Origin of the sequence: Pseudomonas mosselii (assembly GCF_003205295.1) — a bacterium.
In the GTDB taxonomy this organism is placed as follows: domain Bacteria; phylum Pseudomonadota; class Gammaproteobacteria; order Pseudomonadales; family Pseudomonadaceae; genus Aquipseudomonas; species Aquipseudomonas mosselii_B.
In genome coordinates this window covers 34,536-53,979 of record NZ_QJRP01000031.1, presented here as the reverse complement: position 1 = coordinate 53,979, position 19,444 = coordinate 34,536, and the positions used below count along the sequence as shown (strand labels likewise).

The 19,444-nt window shown below is 63.9% G+C and carries 16 protein-coding genes, 1 tRNA gene and 2 pseudogenes; 13 read left to right on the top strand and 6 right to left on the bottom strand.

Annotation, left to right across the window (positions count from 1 at the left end; translation table 11 throughout):
- Positions 1-451: 451 nt before the first annotated feature.
- From DMX06_RS26900 to DMX06_RS21590, 3 genes and pseudogenes are all read right to left on the bottom strand, one after another.
- A pseudogene (locus DMX06_RS26900) lies at positions 452-961 on the bottom strand (methyl-accepting chemotaxis protein); the annotation flags it as partial.
- A 348-nt stretch (positions 962-1,309) separates the two neighbouring features.
- Positions 1,310-2,359, bottom strand: a pseudogene (locus tag DMX06_RS26895) (PDC sensor domain-containing protein); the annotation flags it as partial.
- A 275-nt stretch (positions 2,360-2,634) separates the two neighbouring features.
- Positions 2,635-3,987, bottom strand: coding sequence for an APC family permease (locus DMX06_RS21590; protein WP_110739270.1), 1,353 nt, complete (start codon positions 3,985-3,987; stop codon positions 2,635-2,637).
- Positions 3,988-4,415: 428 nt separating this feature from the next.
- Here DMX06_RS21590 and DMX06_RS21585 point away from each other — a divergent pair, with 428 nt between their 5' ends.
- Both DMX06_RS21585 and nadA read left to right on the top strand, forming a co-directional pair.
- Positions 4,416-5,927 (top strand): YdgA family protein, encoded by a 1,512-nt coding sequence (locus DMX06_RS21585; RefSeq protein WP_110739269.1) that lies wholly within the window; start codon positions 4,416-4,418, stop codon positions 5,925-5,927.
- Positions 5,928-6,207: 280 nt separating this feature from the next.
- Positions 6,208-7,266 (top strand): quinolinate synthase NadA, encoded by a 1,059-nt coding sequence (gene nadA / locus DMX06_RS21580; RefSeq protein WP_110739268.1) that lies wholly within the window; start codon positions 6,208-6,210, stop codon positions 7,264-7,266.
- A 152-nt stretch (positions 7,267-7,418) separates the two neighbouring features.
- Here the strand turns inward: nadA and DMX06_RS21575 are convergent, their stop codons facing one another.
- Positions 7,419-8,855, bottom strand: coding sequence for a M48 family metalloprotease (locus DMX06_RS21575; protein ID WP_110739267.1), 1,437 nt, complete (start codon positions 8,853-8,855; stop codon positions 7,419-7,421).
- Positions 8,856-8,962: 107 nt separating this feature from the next.
- Between DMX06_RS21575 and DMX06_RS21570 the strand changes: the two genes are divergently transcribed.
- Together DMX06_RS21570 and DMX06_RS21565 are read left to right on the top strand one after the other, a co-directional pair.
- On the top strand, positions 8,963-9,202 hold the full coding sequence (locus DMX06_RS21570) for a sulfurtransferase TusA family protein (RefSeq protein ID WP_110739266.1): 240 nt from the start codon (positions 8,963-8,965) through the stop codon (positions 9,200-9,202).
- A gap of 20 nt (positions 9,203-9,222) precedes the next feature.
- Positions 9,223-10,293: an AI-2E family transporter gene (locus tag DMX06_RS21565; RefSeq protein ID WP_110739265.1), complete on the top strand. Its 1,071-nt coding sequence runs from the start codon at positions 9,223-9,225 to the stop codon at positions 10,291-10,293.
- 314 nt (positions 10,294-10,607) lie between these two features.
- Here the strand turns inward: DMX06_RS21565 and DMX06_RS21560 are convergent, their stop codons facing one another.
- Positions 10,608-11,081 carry a peroxiredoxin gene (locus DMX06_RS21560; RefSeq protein ID WP_110739264.1) on the bottom strand — a complete coding sequence of 158 codons (474 nt, stop codon included), beginning with the start codon at positions 11,079-11,081 and terminating at the stop codon, positions 10,608-10,610.
- Positions 11,082-11,091: 10 nt separating this feature from the next.
- Positions 11,092-11,652: a glycine cleavage system protein R gene (locus tag DMX06_RS21555; RefSeq protein ID WP_038705592.1), complete on the bottom strand. Its 561-nt coding sequence runs from the start codon at positions 11,650-11,652 to the stop codon at positions 11,092-11,094.
- Between the two features lie 261 nt (positions 11,653-11,913).
- Here DMX06_RS21555 and dapA point away from each other — a divergent pair, with 261 nt between their 5' ends.
- The 9 genes from dapA to DMX06_RS21510 all read left to right on the top strand — a co-directional run bounded on the left by dapA (position 11,914) and on the right by DMX06_RS21510 (position 19,440).
- Positions 11,914-12,801: a 4-hydroxy-tetrahydrodipicolinate synthase gene (dapA, locus tag DMX06_RS21550; protein WP_110739263.1), complete on the top strand. Its 888-nt coding sequence runs from the start codon at positions 11,914-11,916 to the stop codon at positions 12,799-12,801.
- Between the two features lie 17 nt (positions 12,802-12,818).
- A complete protein-coding gene (gene bamC / locus DMX06_RS21545; protein WP_046856746.1) occupies positions 12,819-13,934 on the top strand; it encodes an outer membrane protein assembly factor BamC in 1,116 nt (371 codons plus the stop codon).
- A complete protein-coding gene (locus DMX06_RS21540; protein WP_110739262.1) occupies positions 13,935-14,693 on the top strand; it encodes an MBL fold metallo-hydrolase in 759 nt (252 codons plus the stop codon).
- Positions 14,694-14,722: 29 nt separating this feature from the next.
- Complete coding sequence (gene purC, locus DMX06_RS21535) at positions 14,723-15,433, top strand: phosphoribosylaminoimidazolesuccinocarboxamide synthase (protein WP_011535129.1); 711 nt, start codon at positions 14,723-14,725, stop codon at positions 15,431-15,433.
- 91 nt (positions 15,434-15,524) lie between these two features.
- A tRNA-Ser gene (locus DMX06_RS21530) sits at positions 15,525-15,614 on the top strand.
- A 227-nt stretch (positions 15,615-15,841) separates the two neighbouring features.
- Positions 15,842-16,321 (top strand): hypothetical protein, encoded by a 480-nt coding sequence (locus tag DMX06_RS21525; protein ID WP_110739261.1) that lies wholly within the window; start codon positions 15,842-15,844, stop codon positions 16,319-16,321.
- Positions 16,322-16,332: 11 nt separating this feature from the next.
- Complete coding sequence (locus DMX06_RS21520; RefSeq protein WP_110739260.1) at positions 16,333-16,575, top strand: hypothetical protein; 243 nt, start codon at positions 16,333-16,335, stop codon at positions 16,573-16,575.
- Positions 16,576-17,057: 482 nt separating this feature from the next.
- A complete protein-coding gene (locus tag DMX06_RS21515; protein ID WP_023630554.1) occupies positions 17,058-17,249 on the top strand; it encodes a DUF4223 family protein in 192 nt (63 codons plus the stop codon).
- A 373-nt stretch (positions 17,250-17,622) separates the two neighbouring features.
- Complete coding sequence (locus tag DMX06_RS21510) at positions 17,623-19,440, top strand: hypothetical protein (protein WP_110739259.1); 1,818 nt, start codon at positions 17,623-17,625, stop codon at positions 19,438-19,440.
- Positions 19,441-19,444: the final 4 nt, after the last annotated feature.

Genomic DNA, 19,444 nt, shown 5'->3' with positions numbered 1-19,444 from the left:
CATGAACACTGCGGGCAGAAAGGCACTCTTCGATGAGTGCCTGCTTGAGTGCCAGGTTGTATTTCGTCATGGAACACCCTCCGGTTGGGGATCAGGTGTCCAACTTTCGGGGGTCAGTTCAACGGCGAGTCACTTTTTGTCAAACGCGACAAAAAGTAACCAAAAAACGCTGCGCTCCGTTCATCCGGCCCTGCGCTTCGCTCCGGGTCCCCTCACTCCGGCCTTGCTCCCGGGAGGACCGCGCTGCAGGGCCCATCCTGGGCCCCAGCGCTTGACGGGCATCCATGCCCGTCACCTCCCTCCGCAAGCCCTGCGTTCGGCCTCCTGAAGTCGCGAAGGTACGGGCGGCGCCTGGGCTGGCGTAGCTGTCGCTAGTGGAGAGGGGGTTAACCTTGCGATCAAGATCAAGATCAAGATCAAGATCAAGATCAAGATCAAGATCAACCCACAGCTACACCCGGAACTGCTCCATCAATACCTGCTGCTGGTTGGCCAAACGGTTCAGCGCCTGGCTGATCCTCGCCGACTCATCGGCCTGTCCGGCCAACGACTCGGTCACATCACGTATCCCCGCCACGTTGCGGTTGACCTCCTCGGCCACGGCGCTCTGTTCCTCGGCAGCCGAGGCGATCTGCAGGTTCATGTCGGTGATGACCGCCACTGCCTCGCCGATACGCTGCAGTGCCGGCAGCGTCTGCTCCATCTGCGCCGCGCTGTCCTGGGCCTGACGCTGGCCGGCGTGCATCGCGCCGACCACGTCCTGGGTGCCTTGCTGCAGCCCCTCGATCACCTGGCGGATCTCCTCCACCGAAACCTGGGTGCGCTGGGCCAGGTTGCGCACCTCGTCGGCGACCACCGCGAAACCACGCCCGGCTTCGCCGGCGCGGGCGGCCTCGATGGCGGCGTTGAGCGCCAGCAGGTTGGTCTGCTCGGCGATGGCGCGAATCACCTCGAGCACCGAGCCGATCTGCTCGCCGCGGCTTTCCAGGGCGCGCGCTTCATCCATAGCTGCGTCCATGCCGCCGGCCAGCTCGCCGATTGCCTCGCGAGTGGCGGCCACCCGCGCCAGGCCGTCGCGGGTCGCCTGGTCGGCGCCGCGCGCCGCTTGCGCCGCCTGGGCGGCATTGTGGGCGACGTCGTGGGCGGTGGCGCTCATCTCGTTGGCGGCGGTGGCTACCTGCTCGATCTCGCGGTGCTGTTGCTGCATGCCGTCACTGGTCTGACTGGCGATCAGCGCCGACTGGTCGGCCGTACCACGGGCCTCCTGCAGGGAACCCTTGAGCTGGGCGATCACCGGCTGGAGCTTGTCGAGGAAACGGTTGAACCAGCCGGTCAGCTGGCCCAGTTCGTCGTCGCGGGCGTAGTCCAGGCGTCGGGTCAGATCGCCTTCGCCGCTGGCGATGTCCTTCAGGCGCGCGGCCACGGCCAGGATCGGACGGGTCACGCCGCGAGCGGTCAGCCACACCAGCAACAGCCCCAGCACGGCGGCGCCCAGGCCGATCAGCAGGCTGACCAGGTTGGCGCTCTGGTTCTGGCTGTCCAGGCGCTGGTTGAGGGCGACGGCAGGGGCCTGCAGTACCTGTTCGGGCAGCTCGAGCAGGACCTGCCACGGCGCCGCGCCGGGGATCGGGGCGAAAGGCCGGGAAATGCGCATGGTGCCATCGTCCAGGCGCTCGACCGCCTGACCGGCGCGCAGCGTGCCGGCCAGTGCGGTGGCGCTGGCGCCGAAGGCCTGCTGCACGGTCTTGCTCAACTGGCTGGCGTCCTGGCTGTGGCCGGCGAGCAGGCCCGAGGGGCTGACGATGCTGACCTGGCCCTGGCCGTCGAACAGCTCCTGGCGGCCGGCCAGGCTCAGTTGCTGCAGGTTGTCCAGGCCGATGTCCAGGCCGACCACGCCCACCACCTTGCCGTTTTCCAGCAGTGGCAGGGCGATGCTGGTCATCAGTACCTGGTGGCCGTTGACCTCGTCGAAGTACGGGTCGAGCACACAGGCCTTGGCGGTCTCCAGCGGGCAGGTCAGCCAACGGTTGTAGGGCGAGCCGTTGGCGCCGATGCTGGTATCGGCGAGCATCGACTCGGGCATCGCCTCCACCTCGAGGTTGCCGGTGCCGGGCTGCGACCAGTACAGGGAGAAGCGGCCGCTGTCGTTGCTGCCGTTATCGGCCTGGCCGGCGAAGCGGGCGTCCTGCTGGTCCAGGGCGTTGGGCTGGAATACCAGGTACAGGCCGATCAGGTCGGCGTTGCCGGCCAGGGCGGCGCGCGCCTCGCGGCTGAGTTCGGTGCGCAGGTCGGCGCCGCCGCGGGCCTTGAGTGCCTGCACCAGACGGGCGAAGCCGTTGCCGTACTGATAGGCGTCCATGAAGTAGCGCTGGATACGCAGGGCCTGGGTCTCGCCGTGGGCCTGCAGGCGCAGGCGGGCGCTGTGGTCGAGCAGCTCGGTGTTGGCCTGGAACACCTGCTCGGCGCTGCGCCGGGCCTGGGTGAGCGAGGTGGCCACCAGCAGGGCGACAATGGCCAGCAGGCACAGGCCGGCAAGCAGGGTGATCTTCCACTGGATGGAGAGACGGCGCAGCAACATGGGCTTTTCCTTCTCGGGCAAACAGGACGCCCGCGGTCAGGCGGGCGTCGGCGGGGTCAGTCGGCGATGCAGTTCGGTGGCGCTACCCTGAAGGCCTTGGTCAGCCAGGCCAGGTAGAGCACGCCAAGCAGGGCCCAGACACCGCCGAACAACAACGAGTGTTCGTTCAGGTCCAGCCACAGCGAGACGATGATGCAGAAGCCTATCGTCGGCGCCACCAGATACTTGAGGTTGTTCGTCAGGCCCTTGTTGCGGCCCTCGCGGATATAGCAGTGGTTGATCACCGACAGGTTGACGAAGCTGAACGCCACCAGCGCGCCGAAGTTGATCACCGAGGTGGCGGTGACCAGGTCGAAGAAGATTGCCGACAGCGAGATCAGGCCGACCACGGCGATGTTCAGCACCGGGGTCTTGTAGCGCGGGTGCAGGCGGGCGAACACCCCGGCCGGGATCACGTTGTCGCGGCCCATCACATACAATAGGCGCGACACACTGGTCTGCGAGGCCAGGCCCGAGGCGATGGTGTTGATCACCGTGCAGGCGATGAACACCGACTGGAACAGCTTGCCGCCGACGTACAGGGCGATTTCCGGCAGGGCCGCTTCCTGGTCATGGAAGCGCGCCATGGTCGGGAAGTAGGCCTGGATGAAGTAGGACACGCCGATGAACACCACGCCGCCGATCAGCGCGGTGAGGAAGATCGCCCGCGGGATGGTCTTGCCCGGGTCGCGAGTCTCTTCCGACAGGCAGGTCACCGCGTCGAAGCCCAGGAACGAGAAGCACAGGATGGTCGCGCCGGCGGCCAGGGCGGCGAACTGGGTCTGGTCGTCGGCGAACGGCACCAGGCTCCAGGCGGTGCCCAACCCTTCGCCGTGGTCCAGGCCACGCCAGCACAGGTAGATGAATACACCGATGATCGCCACCTGCACGGCGACGAACAACAGGTTGAAGTGCGCCACCAGGTTGACGCTGCGCATGTTGATCAGGCTGATCAGGGTGACGAAACCGGCCACCCACACCCAGGCCGGTACCTCGGGGAACATCGCCGAGAGGTAGAGCTTGGCCAGCAGCGCGTTGACCATGGGCAACAGCAGGTAGTCCAGCAGCGACGACCAGCCCACCAGGAAGCCCACGTGCGGGTTGATGGCGCGCTGGGTATAGGTGTACGCCGAGCCTGATTGCGGGAAGCGCCGTACCAGGGTGCCGTAGCTCACGGCGGTGAACAGGATGCCGGCCAGGGCCAGGAGGTAGGCGCTGGGCACGTGCCCGGCGGTGATGCCGGAGACGATGCCGAAGGTGTCGAACACGGTCATCGGGGTGAGGTAGGCCAGGCCGATGATCACCACATGCCAGAGACGCAGGGACTTGCGGAATTGGGCGTTGCCGGGGGCGCTGTGGTCAGGCTGCATGCGGGCGCTGCTCCTTGATCGAAACAACGGGCACGGCGTATGACGGGCACGACAAGGTCGAGCGGATGGGCTCCATGTTGTTCACCTTTTATGTTGGAGCTGCGGGGGTGCGCGAAATAAACAACGACGGTCGTTTGGGTGTCAAGTTAAACATGACAGAGTGCCAAGTGGATGGAAGGTGAATCGGTTTATTTGGCCGTTATGCATTGTTTTTGGCCGATTGAGCAGATCGCAAGTCGATTTTGATGTTCGTAAAAATTGACAATTTTCCTTCGGCAAACCAAGTGCCCGGCTGTGCGTCGACACACAAAATGCCTCACGCATTACCGCGTGGGCCGGGTGCCAATGGTATTCTTGCCATCTGCGCGCGGCCTCGTTCCCGTGGACCGCTCTAACGACCTCCCTATGGACAGCAATCGGTTCTATTCATGAAGAAATCAGTAGGCATCCTCTCCGGTCTGGCCGTGGCCATCGCCGTCGCAACTACCGCTGGCGCCTGGTACACCGGCAAGCAGCTGCCCGCAGAGCTGGAGCGCTCCGTCGCGCGCGGCAATGAAGAGCTGAAGAAGGCCCTGGCTGGCAACGGTGGCAGCATGACCATCGAACTGGTCTCGCTGGACCAGCACTTCTTCACCAGCACCGCCCACTACCGCCTGAAGGCCGACAACGTGCAGCTCGGCGAAGCCGAGGCATTGAACTTCCAGGTGGGCGTGACCGATCAGATCGAGCACGGCCCGTTCCCCTGGTCGCGGGTCAAGGCCTTCAAGCTGATGCCGGTCATGGCCACCAGCAACAGCACGCTGGACAAGGATGACTTCACCAGCGGTTGGTTCACCGCCGCCGGCGACAAGCCGCCGGTCACCGCCCAGGTCAGCCTCGGCTATGGCGGCAGCGTCGACAGCGATATCCGCCTGGCGCCAGTCACGCTCAAGGAAGACGGCGGCAATGTCCTGGACTTCTCCGGCCTGCAGCTCACGCTGCGCGGCGACCGCGAAGGCAAGGCGGTGGAAATCCACAGCAGCGCCGAGCACCTCGAGCTGAACTTCGTCGACGAGCAGCAGGCGCCGGTGAAGATCCTGCTCAACGGCTTCAAGGCCGGTGGCAAACTCACCGAAACCGCCCACGACATGGTCTATGTCGGCAACTTCGACCTGGCCCTGGCCGACACCCAGGTGACCTTCGGGCCGAAGCAGGAAGTGCTGGTGCTCAAGGGCCTGCAGCAGAACAACCTGTACAACGCCGAGGGCGAGGCCAAGGACAAGCTGGCCGGGCGCCTGGAATACAAGGTCGACGACATCAGCTATGCCGGCCGCAAGGTGGGCAGCGCGGAAATGGTCCTGACCATGAAGTCCATCGACATTCCGGCCATGCAGGCGCTGATGGAGTGGTACCAGACCCAGCTGCCGCAGATGCAGCAGGCCGCCGCCGATGGCGAGGCGCCTTCGCTGGAGATGACCCCCGAGGAGCAGGCCAAGGTCCAGGGCGACCTGCAGAAGCTGCTGGTGGCCAAGCCGCAGGTGGCGGTGGAGAAGCTGGCGTTCAAGACCGCCAACGGCGAGAGCCACTTCAACCTGGCGATGGATTTCGCCAGCCCGAGCTCGTTCGACCTGCCGCCTGACCAGTTGGGCAAGCAGCTGCTGACGCAACTGAAGGCCAAGCTCAGCGTTTCCAAGCCGATGGTCGCCGACCTGGCCACCTTGCAGGCGCTGCTTGAGGGTGAGACCGATGCCCAGGCCATCGCCCAGCAGTCCAGCCAGGCCGGTGAAATGGTCGGCATGATGGCGCTGCAGAGCGGCATGGCCACGGTGCAGGGCAGTGATGTGGTGTCGAGCCTGCAATACGCCGACGGCATGGTCGACTTCAACGGCAAGAAGATGACCGTCGAAGAGTTCGCCATGCTGATCAGCGGCCACCTGGCGGCACTCCAGCCGCAGGGCTGATTGCTGGCTCGCGGTCCCTTTCGCGGGGCAAGCCCGCTCCCACGAGGTCGCCATGAATTGGATGGCTTCGTGGGAGCGGGCTTGCCCCGCGACTGCATTGGGGCGGCCAACGTAAAAACCTCTTTTGCATCCCTGCGATTGCCTGTAGCCTTCGCGTCCGATAAGAATCCGCGCCCGCAGAGGGGCCGAGACGCTGGCCGTCCGGCACCATTAGCCGATCTGCCAGGGCCGGGTGATACACTCGACTGACGCGCTCAAGCGCCCCGCAGGTCCAGCGATCATGACCCAGATTTCCGAACGCCTGTTGGTCCAGGCCCACCTCGATGCCAAGCAGCCCAACCCGCTGACGCCCGCGCAGGAGGCCGAATACCGTGCGGCCATCGCCGCCGAGCTGAAAAAGCAGAACGCCGTGCTGGTGGCCCACTACTATTGCGACCCGGTGATTCAGGCCCTGGCCGAGGAAACTGGAGGCTGCGTATCCGACTCGCTGGAGATGGCGCGCTTCGGCAAGAACCACCCGGCGCAGACCGTGGTGGTGGCGGGTGTGCGTTTCATGGGCGAAACCGCGAAGATCCTCACCCCGGAAAAACGCGTGCTGATGCCTACCCTGGAGGCGACCTGCTCCCTCGACCTGGGTTGTCCGGTGGAGGCATTCTCGGCGTTCTGCGACCAGCATCCCGAGCGCACCGTGGTGGTCTACGCCAACACCTCCGCCGCGGTGAAGGCCCGTGCCGACTGGGTGGTGACCTCCAGCTGCGCACTGGAGATCGTCGAAAGCCTGATGGACAACGGCGAGACCATCATCTGGGGCCCTGACCAGCATCTGGGGCGTTATATCCAGAAGCAGACCGGTGCCGATATGTTGCTGTGGGACGGTGCCTGTATCGTTCATGAAGAGTTCAAGTCGCGCCAGCTGGCCGACATGAAGGCGCTGTACCCGGACGCGGCGATCCTGGTCCACCCGGAGTCGCCGGAGGCGGTGATCGAGCTGGCCGACGCGGTGGGTTCCACCAGCCAGCTGATCAAGGCGGCGCAGACACTGCCGAACAAGACCTTCATCGTCGCCACCGACCGCGGCATCTTCTACAAGATGCAGCAGCTGTGCCCGGACAAGGAATTCGTCGAAGCGCCGACCGCCGGCAACGGCGCGGCCTGCCGCAGCTGCGCGCACTGCCCGTGGATGGCGATGAACACCCTGGAGCGCACGCTGGACTGCCTGCGCAAGGGCAGCAACGAAATCTTCGTGGAGCCTGCGCTGATCCCCAAGGCGATCAAGCCGCTGAACCGCATGCTCGACTTCACCCAGGCGGCGCGGTTGAAGTTGTCGGGCAACGCCTGACGCAAGGTGAGCATCACCCTGTAGGAGCGGCCTTGTGTCGCGAAAGGGCCGCGAAGCGGCCCCTGTTTTCCGCGTGAACCTGAACATCCTGGGGCCGCTGTGCGGCCCTTTCGCGACACAAGGCCGCTCCTACAGCGCGATCAGTGCCAGGCCTAGCGCCCCATCATCTCCTTGACCATCCGCTGCTGCTCCATGATCTCGCGCTGGCGCTGGTCGATCTGCGAGGCCAGCGGGAAGTTGCTGCCCGAGCGGCGCTTGGCGTAGTCGAGCTGCTGGATCGCCTGGTCGAAGTCGCCGACCAGGGTGAAGTACTCGGCGCGGGCGCGGTGCAGGCCGATGGTGTTGCCCGAAAGCCCGCGCACTTCGGCGACGTCGTACCACACGTCCGGGTCGTCCGGGCGGTTCTTGACCAGGTCGTCCAGCACCTTTTCAGCCTCGGCCGGCTTGTTCTGCTTGATCAGCAGGTCGGCGCGCACCTGTTTCAACGGATAGTTGGCCGGGTACAGCGCCTGCATGCGCTGGGCGCGTTGCTGGGCGTCGGCCAGGCGGTTGTTGGTGATGTCCAGGTCGATCTGCGCCAGGTTGTAGGTGATGTCGTTGGGCGCCTTGGCCAGCAGCGGCTTGAGGTTCTCCCGCGCTTCGTTGAGCTGGCCGCCCTTGATCTGCGCCAGGGCCAGGCCGTAGCGCGCGGCGTCCATCTGGGGATTCTCGTCGAGCTGGGCGCGGAAGCGCTTGGCGGCCAGGCCCGGTGTGCCTTCATAGGTGAGCTGTACCCGCGCGCGAATCAGCTGGTAGCGCAGGCTGTCTTCGACGCCACCCTTGGGCGCCTGCTCGGCGCGGTTGCGGGTGTCGGCCACCCGCGACTCGGTCACCGGGTGGGTGAGGAGGAATTCCGGCGGCCTGGCGTCGTAGCGGTACTGGCGCGCCAGGCGTTCGAACATGCTGGGCATGTTGCGTGGGTCGTAACCGGCTTTTTCCAGGTTCTGGATGCCGATACGGTCGGCTTCCTGTTCGTTCTGCCGGGAGAAGCGTCGCTGCTCCTGGATCGCCGCAGCCTGGGTGCCGGCAATCACGCCAATGCCGGCATCACCGCCGCCGCCCGCCGCCAGTACGATGCCGGCCAGCAAGGCCGCCATCATCGGCAGCTGCATGCGTTGCTGGGCCTCGACGCCGCGGGCGAAGTGGCGTTGCGACAAGTGCGCCAGTTCGTGGGCCAGTACCGAGGCGTACTCGCCTTCGGTCTGTGCATTGAGGAACAGGCCGCCGTTGACCCCGACGATGCCACCGGGCGCGGCAAAGGCGTTGAGCTCCTTGCTGTCGATGAGGATGAACTCCAGGCGCCGGTCCTGCAGTTGGCTGGTCTCGGCCAGCTTGTACACGCTGGTCTCGACGAAGTCCTTGAGCTGCGGGTCGTTCAGCTGGTTGACCTGGCCGCGCAACAGGCTCAGCCAGGCGCGGCCGAGCTGGTGTTCCTGTTGCGGCGAGACGATCGCGGAGCTGGCGTCGCCCAGTGACGGCAGGTCGTCGGCGTGGCCGGGAAGGGCCATCAGGCAGGCCAGCGTCAACAGGGTAGGGCGCAGTAGATTCATGCAGAAGCTCGCGTCGGTCAAAAGCCTTACTGTAGCCGGGTCGCGCGATGCCGACCAGTGGCGGTATCCTACCAGACCTTTCTGTCCATACCCCGGAGACGCGCCCGATGAGTGACACCCCGACCTGCGACGCCGAGCTCGACGCCAGCGGGCTGAACTGCCCGTTGCCGCTGCTCAAGGCCAAGATGGAACTCAATCGCCTGGCCAGTGGCGCGGTGCTCAAGGTGATCGCCACCGACGGCGGCTCCCAGCGCGACTTCCGCACTTTCGCCCAGCTGGCCGGTCATACGCTGCTGCACGAAACGGCCGAGGCCGGCGTGTACACCTACTGGCTGCGCAAGGCCTGAGTCTTTCCCAAGGATCGTCAATGTTCAAAGTGCTTCGCGACTGGATGCAGCGCTACTTCTCCGACGAGGAGGCGGTGGTGCTGGCGGTCCTGCTGTTCCTGGCCTTTACCGTGGTGCTGACCCTGGGCGGCATGCTCGCGCCGGTGCTGGCGGGCATGGTCCTGGCGTTTCTCATGCAGGGGCTGGTCAATGCCCTGGAGCGCTTGAGGGTGCCCTCCAGGCTGGCGGTCTGGCTGGTGTTCGCCCTGTTCATGGGCGCGCTGGCGGTGTTCATGCTGGTGCTTGTGCCGTTGCTCTGGCATCAGCTGATCACCCTGTTCAACGAGTTGCCGGGGATGCTCGGCAAGTGGCAGTCGTTGTTGCTGCTGCTGCCCGAGCGCTATCCGCACCTGGTGTCGGACGAGCAGGTGCTGCGCGCCATCGAATCGGTGCGTGGCGAGATCGGCAAGTTTGGCCAGTGGGCGCTGACGTTCTCGCTGTCGAGCCTGCCGTTGCTGGTCAACGCGATGATCTACCTGGTGCTGGTGCCGATCCTGGTGTTCTTCTTCCTCAAGGACCGCGAACTGATCGGGCGCTGGGTCAGCGGCTACCTGCCGCGTGAGCGCACGCTGCTCAACCGGGTGGGCGATGAGATGAACCGGCAGATCGCCAACTATATCCGCGGAAAGGGCATCGAGATCCTGATCTGCGGGATCGCCACCTATATCGCCTTCATTAGCCTGGGCCTGAACTATGCCGCCTTGCTGGCGCTGCTGGTGGGCCTGTCGGTGGTGGTGCCGTATGTCGGCGCGGTGGTGGTGACGGTGCCGGTGACGCTGATCGCGCTGTTCCAGTGGGGCTGGGGCGACCAGTTCATCTACCTGATGGCGGTGTACGCGATCATCCAGGCGCTCGATGGCAACGTGCTGGTGCCGCTGCTGTTCTCCGAGGCGGTGAGCCTGCACCCGGTGGCGATCATCTGTGCGGTGCTGCTGTTCGGTGGGCTTTGGGGGTTCTGGGGGATATTCTTCGCGATCCCGCTGGCGACGCTGTTCAAGGCGGTGCTCGATGCGTGGCCGCGGCAGGACAGGTCTGTGGCGCCAATGTTGTAGGTCTGGGGCTGCTTTGCAGCCCTTCGCGGCACAAGGCCGCTCCTACAGGGAACGCGATTCCTGTAGGAGATCACACAGCCCTTCCGGGCTGCGCTGTCGCGCAGGGAACTGTCCCCTGTGGGAGCGGCCTTGCGTCGCGAAAGGGCTGCGCAGCAGCCCCAGCAATTTCGATGATGGCTCGGAATATGGGGCCGCTGCGCGCCCCTTTCGCGACGCAAGGCCGCTCCCACAGGGTCCAGCTAAATCAATAAGTTACGGTTTGTTCCATGAGAGCGGCCTTGTGCCGCGATAGGGCGCAAAGCGCCCTCAAGATCTCAAGCCTTATCGAGACTCTGGGCTGCCGCCAACACGGCATCCACATGCCCCGGCACCTTCACCCCGCGCCACTCCTGGCGCAGCACACCGTCCTTGTCGATCAGGAAGGTGCTGCGGTCCACACCCATGTATTCCTTGCCATACAGCTTCTTCAGCTTGATCACGTCAAACAGCTGGCACAGCGCCTCGTCCTTGTCGCTGATCAGTTCGAAGGGAAACGCCTGCTTGGCCTTGAAGTTCTCGTGCGACTTGATGCCATCGCGCGACACGCCGAACACCACGGTGTTGGCGGCCTGGAACGCCGCGTGCTGGTCGCGGAATCCCTGGCCCTCGGTGGTGCAGCCCGGGGTGCTGTCCTTGGGATAGAAGTACAGCACTATCTGCTGGCCCTTCAGGTCAGCCAGGCTGACGGTCTGGCCGCTGGTGGCCTGGGCCTGGAAATCGGCGACGGGTTGGTCGAGTGCTACGGCCATGGGAGCTTCCTTACACGGGGTTCTGTGGGCGCCACGGTTCGATCAGCGCGTCCAGGTTCAGCGCGTCGGCGAAGTCGAGGAACTGGTCGCGCAGCCAGCTGATCTGGGTGCCGGCCGGCAGGATCACGGTGAACTGGGCGTTGAGCATGCTGCTGCCGGTCTGCGGCGCGAGGTAGGTGTCGCAGGTCATCGCTTCGAGCTCGACGCGGTGGTCGAGGAAGAACTGGCACAGCTCGTTGATGATGTCCGGGCGATAGGCGGCGCTGACGTAGGCCACGTAGGGCAGGGCCTGTGGGCGCACTTCCTGGTCGGCGCTGCGCACCACGTCCAGGGTCAGGCCGTGCTTCTTGCCCAGGCCCGGCAGGGTGGCTTCGAGGCGGGCCAGGGCATCCCAGCTGCCGCCGACCTGCAGCACCAGGGCGCTGGTCTCGCCGTGGCGCGACAGGCGCGAGGTGACCACCGCACAGCGGTTGTCGAAGGCCGCGCGGCTGAGAACGTTGGCCAGCTCCATGGGGTTGGGGCCCAGGGCGCTGATGACGAGGAATTGTTCGCGAACGGTGGGGGTGGACATGCAGCATTCCTAAAGCGATGAGCGGTCGATGCAGGACGGGGGCAAAGCCTCCTTTTTCAGCAGGGCCCGGGCCGGTTTTGGCGGCTGTGGACGCAGGCCGGGAGCACTGTCGACGGCCCGGCGGGCCGTGCTGCACCGATCAAAGGATCAAGGGTAGCGAAAAGCGACGCGAAGGGGAATGCTCCGCCCGCCTGCTTCGCTTGTGCAAGGCCGATGGCGCCAGTACCATTACCGCTCTCTTTTTCCGGCAGGAGCAGTTACATGATTGCGGGCAGTATGGTGGCATTGGTCACTCCCATGGATGCACAAGGGCGTCTGGACTGGGACAGCCTCGACAAGCTTGTAGACTTCCACCTGGAAAACGGCACCCACGCGATCGTAGCTGTCGGCACCACCGGCGAGTCCGCCACGCTGGATGTCGAAGAACACATCCTGGTCATCAAGCACGTGGTCGAGCGGGTCAAACACAGCAAGAAGCGGATCCCGGTGATCGCCGGTACCGGTGCCAACTCCACTGCCGAAGCCGTGCACCTGACCAAGAACGCCAAGAATGCCGGCGCCGACGCCTGCCTGCTGGTGGTCCCGTACTACAACAAGCCGACCCAGGAAGGCCTGTACCAGCACTTCAAGCACATCGCCGAAGCCGTCGACATCCCGCAGATCCTCTACAACGTGCCCGGCCGCACCTCCTGCGACATGCAGGCCGACACCGTGATCCGCCTGTCGAAGGTCAAGAACATCATCGGCATCAAGGAAGCCACCGGCGACCTGGTCCGGGCCAAGGCCATCCTGAACGGCGTCGACAAGGACTTCATCGTCCTGTCCGGTGACGATCCGACCGCCGTCGAGCTGATCCTGATGGGCGGCAAGGGCAACATCTCCGTCACCGCCAACGTCGCCCCGCGCGAAATGGCCGACCTGTGCGAGGCCGCCCTTGAGGGCAATGCCGAGAAGGCCCGCGCGATCAACGAAAAACTCATGCCGTTGCACAAAGACCTGTTCTGCGAAGCCAACCCGATTCCGGTGAAATGGGCGCTGGTGGAAATGGGCCTGATGCAGCAGGGCATTCGCCTGCCACTGACCTGGCTGAGCGAAGGCTGTCACGAAAAAGTCCGTACTGCCTTGCGCCAGTCCGGCGTACTGGTTTAATCGAGGAAGTACACCGCATGAAGCGACTGGCTGGTCTTTCCGCTCTCGCCCTGATCATCTCCAGCACCAGCGGGTGCGGCTGGCTGTGGGGCGAGGATGGCTATTTCCGCGACCGTGGCAGCGACTACCTGCAGGCGCAACCGACCGCGCCGATGCAGCTGCCGCCGGACGCCAGCAACGTCAAGCGCCTGGATCCGCTGCTGCCGATCCCGCGCAACGTGGCCGACGATCGCGCCACCGGCGAGTTCGAGGTACCCCGTCCACAGCCGCTGTCGGCCACCGCCGACATCAGCGATTTCAGCCTGCAGCGCAGCGGCAACAGCCGTTGGGTGCTGGCCCAGCGCTCGCCCGCCGAAGTCTGGCCGGTGACTCGCCAGTTCTTCGAGGACAACGGTTTCCGCATTGCCGAAGAACGTCCGCAGACTGGCGAATTCAACACCACCTGGCAGCGTTTCGACGAGCTGTCGGCCTCGCTCGGCCAGCGCCTGGCCAGCACCTCCAGCAGCCCGGATAGCGAAGTCCGCGTGCGGGTACGCATGGAGCCCGGCGTGCAGCGCAACACCTCCGAGGTGTATGTGGTCAGCGTCGAGCGTCCGGCCGGCAGCACTGCCGAGCCTGATTTCCCGTCCGCCTCCAGCAACACCGGCACCGACGCCCTGCTGGTCGACGAAATGCTCGCCAGCATGAACCGCAGCGCCGAGAAGGGCGGTTCGGTCTCGCTGCTGGCGGCGCGTGACTTCGATGCCCCGAGCCAGGTCAGCCTGAGCGAGGACGGCAGCGGCAACCCGGTGCTGTTCCTGGGCTCTGACCTGGACCGCGCCTGGTCCGGCGTCGGCCGTGCCCTGGAGCAGGGCGAGTGGCGTGTCGAGGACATCAACCGCAGCCTGGGCCTGTACTACATCAACCTGTCCGAGAAACCCGACGACAAGCAGAAGGAGCCTGGCTTCTTCAGCCGCCTGTTCGGCAGCGAGCCGAGCAAGGAAGAGCGTGAAGCCCGTGCCGAGCGCTACCAGGTGCGCCTGAGCAAGGTCGGCGACAACGTCCAGGTGACCGTCGAGAAGAACATCAACACCGTGGCCCCGGCCGATGTCGCCCGCCGCGTGCTGAGCGCGATCCAGGACCACCTGGGCTAAGTGCGCTTCGCGGTTCTAGGAAGCGGTAGCCAGGGAAACGGCACGCTCATCGCCAGTGGTGATACCTTCATCCTGGTCGATTGCGGGTTTTCCCTGCGCGAGACCGAGCGGCGCCTGGCGCTGCTCGGGGTGTCGGCCACGCAATTGAGCGCGGTGCTGGTGACCCACGAACATGCCGACCACGTGCATGGGGTGGGGTTGCTCTCGCGCCGCTACAATGTACCGGTCTACCTCAGCCAGGGCACGTTGCGCGGCATGCGCAAGCCGGTCGAGGTGGCCGGTTTTCTCGGTTGTGGCGATGTGCTGCAGATTGGCGATCTGCAGGTCAGCGCGGTCCGGGTCGAGCATGACGCCTACGAGCCGCTGCAGTACGTGATCAGCGATGGTCGTCGGCGCTTCGGCATGCTCACCGACCTGGGCAGTTACGACGCGCGGCTGTTGGAGCGCTATCAGGGGCTCGATGCCCTGCTGATCGAGGCCAACCACTGTCGCGACCTGCTTGCCCGCGGGCATTACCCGCACTTTCTCAAGCTGCGGGTTGGCGGCAGCCAGGGACATTTGAACAACCACCAGGCCGCGAGCCTGGTGGCCGAGTTGGGCTGGCAGAACCTGCAGCACCTGGTGCTGGCCCACCTCAGCAGCAAGAACAACCTGCCACATCTGGCCCGCCAGTGCTTCGTCGACGCCCTCGGGTGCGACCCGGACTGGCTCCAGGTGGCGAATCAGGAACATGGGCTCGACTGGCGCCAAATCGCCTAGCCCACCCACTCAAGCAAGCGGAGCCCATCATGGAAAAACGCGACGAACTCTACCGCGGCAAGGCCAAATCGGTTTACAAGACCGACGACGCCGACCGCTTGATCCTGCTGTTCCGTAACGACACCTCGGCGTTCGACGGCAAGCGCATCGAACAACTCGACCGCAAGGGCATGGTGAACAACAAGTTCAATGCCTTCATCATGCAGAAGCTCGAAGAAGCCGGCGTGCCGACCCAGTTCGACAAGCTGCTGGGCGACAACGAGTGCCTGGTGAAGAAGCTCGACATGATCCCGGTCGAATGCGTGGTGCGCAACTATGCCGCCGGCAGCCTGGTCAAGCGCCTGGGCGTGGAGGAGGGCATCAAGCTGGAGCCGTCCACCTTCGAGCTGTTCCTGAAGAACGACGAGAAGGGCGACCCCTTCATTAACGAATCCCACGTTGTCGCTTTCGGCTGGGGCACCGCCGAGCAGCTGGTCGAGATGAAGAAGCTGTCGCTGAAGGTCAACGAAGTGCTGAGCAAGCTGTTCGACGACGCAGGCCTGCTGCTGGTCGACTTCAAGCTGGAGTTCGGCGTGTTCCACGGCCAGATCGTCCTGGGCGACGAATTCAGCCCGGACGGCTGCCGCCTGTGGGACAAAGAGACCCGCAAGAAGATGGACAAGGACCGCTTCCGCCAGGGCCTGGGTGACGTGATCGAAGCCTACGAAGAAGTTGCCAAGCGCCTGGGCGTGCCGCTGTAAGCGGCGCGTTCACGCAAGCGCCTGATACCACGCGAATTTTTTTCAAAAAAGGTTTGCCAGAAACGAAATCGCTGGTATGATGCGCGCCATTGGAGAGATGCCGGAGTGGTCGAACGGGACGGATTCGAAATCCGTTGTACTGGCAACAGTACCTAGGGTTCAAATCCCTATCTCTCCGCCATACATGAGAAAGCCCCGAGATTAACGTCTCGGGGCTTTTTTCATTGCCCGTGTTTTTTATGGCGACTCGCTGATAGCGTGCGTCAGCATCGGGTCCGCGTTCCTGGAAAAGGAGTACCGGCAGCAGGAAAACCATGGGCCTTCGGCGCTTGCTGGCAACCTGCCACGATTTGCAGCGGCGCTGCTCTCGTAGAGAATCGCGACCTTTGTTTCGTAAGGACGCGTGCAATGAAGTTCGAGGGTACTTTTCAATACATGGGCAATCACGGGATCGTCTTCAATGTCTCGCAGATCACCCTGACCGACAGCGAGCGCGGACGCTTGCGCGAGCTGCATTTTGGCGAAGCGAAGAGTGCCCACTACGAGGTCAACAGCAAGGTCGTCGAGACGTACGACAAGATGCTGGCCAAAGGGCTGCCGTGCGTTATGAAGATCGGTATCTCCAAGCCGCTGACCCGCCAGCAGGGCGATACCCTCAATGCCCAGCGCACCAAGGTTGCCAACCTCGCCGCCTCAGCGTTCGCCGCCGCCGCCAGTTCTGTAGCATCGCCCTACGTTGGCGTGCCGGTGGGTGCTGGGGTGCGTGCCTATGCCAATGATGTCCTGCCCACCTACCATGCCGGCGATGTACTGGTCAGCATCGAGGCGCAGGTCAATGGCGGCATCGGTCCGCAGCACTCCACTTCGACCCTGATCATCAAGACCTGAGGGAGGCGCCTGTGTCCGAAATTACCTATGCGGTCATCGCACTGGTGCTTTATGGCCTGCTGGATCGGTTCCTCAGGCCTTACCCGCTGCGCAAGTGGCTCGGGGTGGCGCTGGTGGTGGTCGGTGTTGGCGGTTGCATCGTTGTCAGCCAGGCCCGTTTGTTCGGGGTGGACCTGGGGTTGCTGTCGGTGCTTGCCACGGGGTTGGGGGGGGGCCTGTTCGTGAGGCGGCGGCGATTCGAGCAGGTTGGTTGATGCGATAAAGGTCTTTACCGATATCTTTGTTGAAAGCCCCGTAGTTCGCGCCACGGGGCTTTTTGCATCAAATAGCGGGGCCATTTGTTACCGCGTGAGAGACATCTTGCGACAGTGCTTTGAAGCCGCCATTGCGTTCTGAGCTACGGCCTGTCAAAGCCGGTCGTTGAGTTGGCAACGACGGGTCGAGACTAGGCCTCGCATCGAGCAGCTGCAATGGCTTGAATGGGGAAAAGTGTGCTTGGGAAATGGACTACAGGGAGTCAGGAATGTCTGATGAAAATCTGTAGGAAGCTGAAAGGAACTACCCGCCTTTAACGTTTTAGCAAGTAGTTCAACCCGCTAGTTGCCGTGCCAACAACTTGTTAGTTGACCCCCGTCAACTAGTGCACCTGTACTAACGCCTTTCATTCTCACCGCCATTTCCCGTATGATCCGCGCGCCATCCGTTTGATGGTGGATCATGGACTTAAAGGATTTTTATGAAAAAGCTGATCAAAGCTACTGTCGCTGTTGCTGTCGTTTCGGGCGTTGCCCTGCTGTCCGGTTGCACTGGCCAAGTCTACAACCAGCCTAAGAACTGCTCGTACGACTACCTGTTCCACCCATCGGTTTCCATCTCCAAGATCATCGGCGGCTGCGGCCCGATCGATAAACTGCCTCAGCAGCAGTAATCTCGGAAATACCCTGATCGGGCCTCTTCTGGCCTGATCCAAGACCCCCGGCCATGGATGTGGCCGGGGGTTTTTGTTTGTCTGGGCCGCTCTTTGCCGGGGGGGCGCCTGGGGCGTGCATTGGCAATTGATCGCTGCTGGCATATCGCCAACTGTTCCATTGCCGTTCCCGGCCGCTCGCTATAGTGCATGACACCCTGACTGACAGCCTCAGGACGAGTCTGGATCCCCGACCATGGACGGCATACGGCCCGCATTCCACTGCGTGTGCCGTCTGCACGCCTGCGCGTTCGCGCTCCTTTCTTCTTCCCTGGCCCGTCGAGTCTCAACCCGGCGCCCCGGCGCTGTTCGAAGGCAAGGGAGATGCATCGAGATGGCCACCTACCCCGTCCAGATCACCAACAACACCAACCTGGCGCTGGACATCTACACCACCCTCAACAAGAACCCCGCGACCGATCCGCCTTCCACCAATCCGGCGGACTACACTGCCGTGTACACCCTGCAAGGCTCGGTGGGCGCCAACCAGAGTACTACCTTGCCACTCACCGAGAGCCTGGCGCGGCTGGTGATCGTGCGCCAGAGCGACCAGTTTCCCTTGCTGGTGCAGGTGGCCAATGCCCTGCTGCCGGACTCGGAGCAGGTGCAGGTCGGCAACCAGGATGTCACCACGGCCAACTCCGGTTGGGCGTTCTACCAATCGTTCATCAGCCAGCCCTTCACCCCCACCGCCCTGGAATTCTCCGAGCTGGTCAGCGATACCCCGGCCAACGCCCTCAACGACAAGGCCGCCTCTTTCTTCGCCGCCAATGGCTACCCCGGGGTGAGTTTCGCGCTGTTCTCGGCCCTGGGGTACTGGGCCAACAACCAGCTGTACGCCTATCCGGGTACCTATTACTGCTACGAGCCACCCAGCGGCAACTCCATGGGCTTCATCCTGCCCACCACCTCGGTGGGCACGCTGACCATTGCCGACGGCAAGGCCAACTACAGCCCCAGCACGGGCGGCGGCACTGCGCTGCAGTTCCAGTACGGCCAGTTGACCAGCCCTGGTGCCGACGACAAACACGGCTTCAACACCACCGGGTTCATCCGCGACCTGACCTGGGAAGGCAAGCCCGACGTGATCACCTGGGCCTTTGTCGGTACCTATGACGGCCAGCAGTTCATCGCCCAGTCCTACCAGAATCCGCAACTACCCTGGTACGCGGTGGCCTACGACATGGCCTATGGCGCGCTGTTCACCGTGCAGCTGGCGATGACCCTTGACGCCGCGATCAACCTGCTGGGCACCGTGGCCAACGGCATGCAGTGGCTGGCGCAGAACACCGGCAAGCTGATCAGCCGTATCCAGGACAGCCTCAACAGCACCGGTGACACCGCTGGCGCCGGGAGTGGCGTGGGCGACGCGGCCGATCCGGTGAACGTCGACGTGGATATCGACGTGGATATTGACGTCGATGTGGACGTGGATATCGACATTGACATCGATGTGGACGTCGACGTGGATATCGACATCGATGTCGACGTCGATTTCATCGCCGTGGTCGATGTGGACGTGGATGTGGACATCGACGTGGACATCGATGTGGTGACCGACACCGAGACGGACATCGACATCGACGTCGACGTGGACATCGACACCGATGTGAACGTCGAGCCCGGCGCGCTGATGAAGGTGGTCAACGGGGTCGGCAACTGGATCATGACCAAGGCCTTGCCGACCCTGATCGAGGGGGCGGTGATCTATGTCGCCTTCCAAAGTGTCGGCGCGATCTTCCAGGCCTGGAAGAACCAGGACGAGAAGGACATCGAGAACCTGCAACCGCGCCAGAGCACCGGGGTGGGCGTGCTGGTCAACTACATGTTGCAGGACGACAAGCCAGTGGCGGCTCGCTGGCAGACCTTCAGCCAGTACGTGGCCGAAGTGCAGGGCGATCCGAAGACCGTCGGGGTGACGATTTCCACGCTGTTGCAGACCGGCAACACCAAGGCCGACAACGATGCGGCCAACTGGCGCTGGTCCAGTGACGACGAGAACCAGGTGGTGGCCAGCATGGCGCCCTACACCGGTGACCAGGCCTACAAGGCCTTCGTGATACTCGGCAACGCCACCTACCAGGGCAAGCCACTGCCGGTGAAGGTGGGGGCGAGTGTTGCGATGAAGTACCTGGCCGCGCAAGGCGCCTGAGGAG

Bases quoted from the DNA above. Each gene is read 5' to 3' on its own strand.
- DMX06_RS21590 (WP_110739270.1), bottom strand. From the start codon at position 3,987: ATGCAGCCTGACCACAGCGCCCCCGGCAACGCCCAATTCCGCAAGTCC.
- DMX06_RS21585 (WP_110739269.1), top strand. From the start codon at position 4,416: ATGAAGAAATCAGTAGGCATCCTCTCCGGTCTGGCCGTGGCCATCGCC.
- nadA (WP_110739268.1), top strand. From the start codon at position 6,208: ATGACCCAGATTTCCGAACGCCTGTTGGTCCAGGCCCACCTCGATGCC.
- DMX06_RS21575 (WP_110739267.1), bottom strand. From the start codon at position 8,855: ATGAATCTACTGCGCCCTACCCTGTTGACGCTGGCCTGCCTGATGGCC.
- DMX06_RS21570 (WP_110739266.1), top strand. From the start codon at position 8,963: ATGAGTGACACCCCGACCTGCGACGCCGAGCTCGACGCCAGCGGGCTG.
- DMX06_RS21565 (WP_110739265.1), top strand. From the start codon at position 9,223: ATGTTCAAAGTGCTTCGCGACTGGATGCAGCGCTACTTCTCCGACGAG.
- DMX06_RS21560 (WP_110739264.1), bottom strand. From the start codon at position 11,081: ATGGCCGTAGCACTCGACCAACCCGTCGCCGATTTCCAGGCCCAGGCC.
- DMX06_RS21555 (WP_038705592.1), bottom strand. From the start codon at position 11,652: ATGTCCACCCCCACCGTTCGCGAACAATTCCTCGTCATCAGCGCCCTG.
- dapA (WP_110739263.1), top strand. From the start codon at position 11,914: ATGATTGCGGGCAGTATGGTGGCATTGGTCACTCCCATGGATGCACAA.
- bamC (WP_046856746.1), top strand. From the start codon at position 12,819: ATGAAGCGACTGGCTGGTCTTTCCGCTCTCGCCCTGATCATCTCCAGC.
- purC (WP_011535129.1), top strand. From the start codon at position 14,723: ATGGAAAAACGCGACGAACTCTACCGCGGCAAGGCCAAATCGGTTTAC.
- DMX06_RS21525 (WP_110739261.1), top strand. From the start codon at position 15,842: ATGAAGTTCGAGGGTACTTTTCAATACATGGGCAATCACGGGATCGTC.
- DMX06_RS21515 (WP_023630554.1), top strand. From the start codon at position 17,058: ATGAAAAAGCTGATCAAAGCTACTGTCGCTGTTGCTGTCGTTTCGGGC.
- DMX06_RS21510 (WP_110739259.1), top strand. From the start codon at position 17,623: ATGGCCACCTACCCCGTCCAGATCACCAACAACACCAACCTGGCGCTG.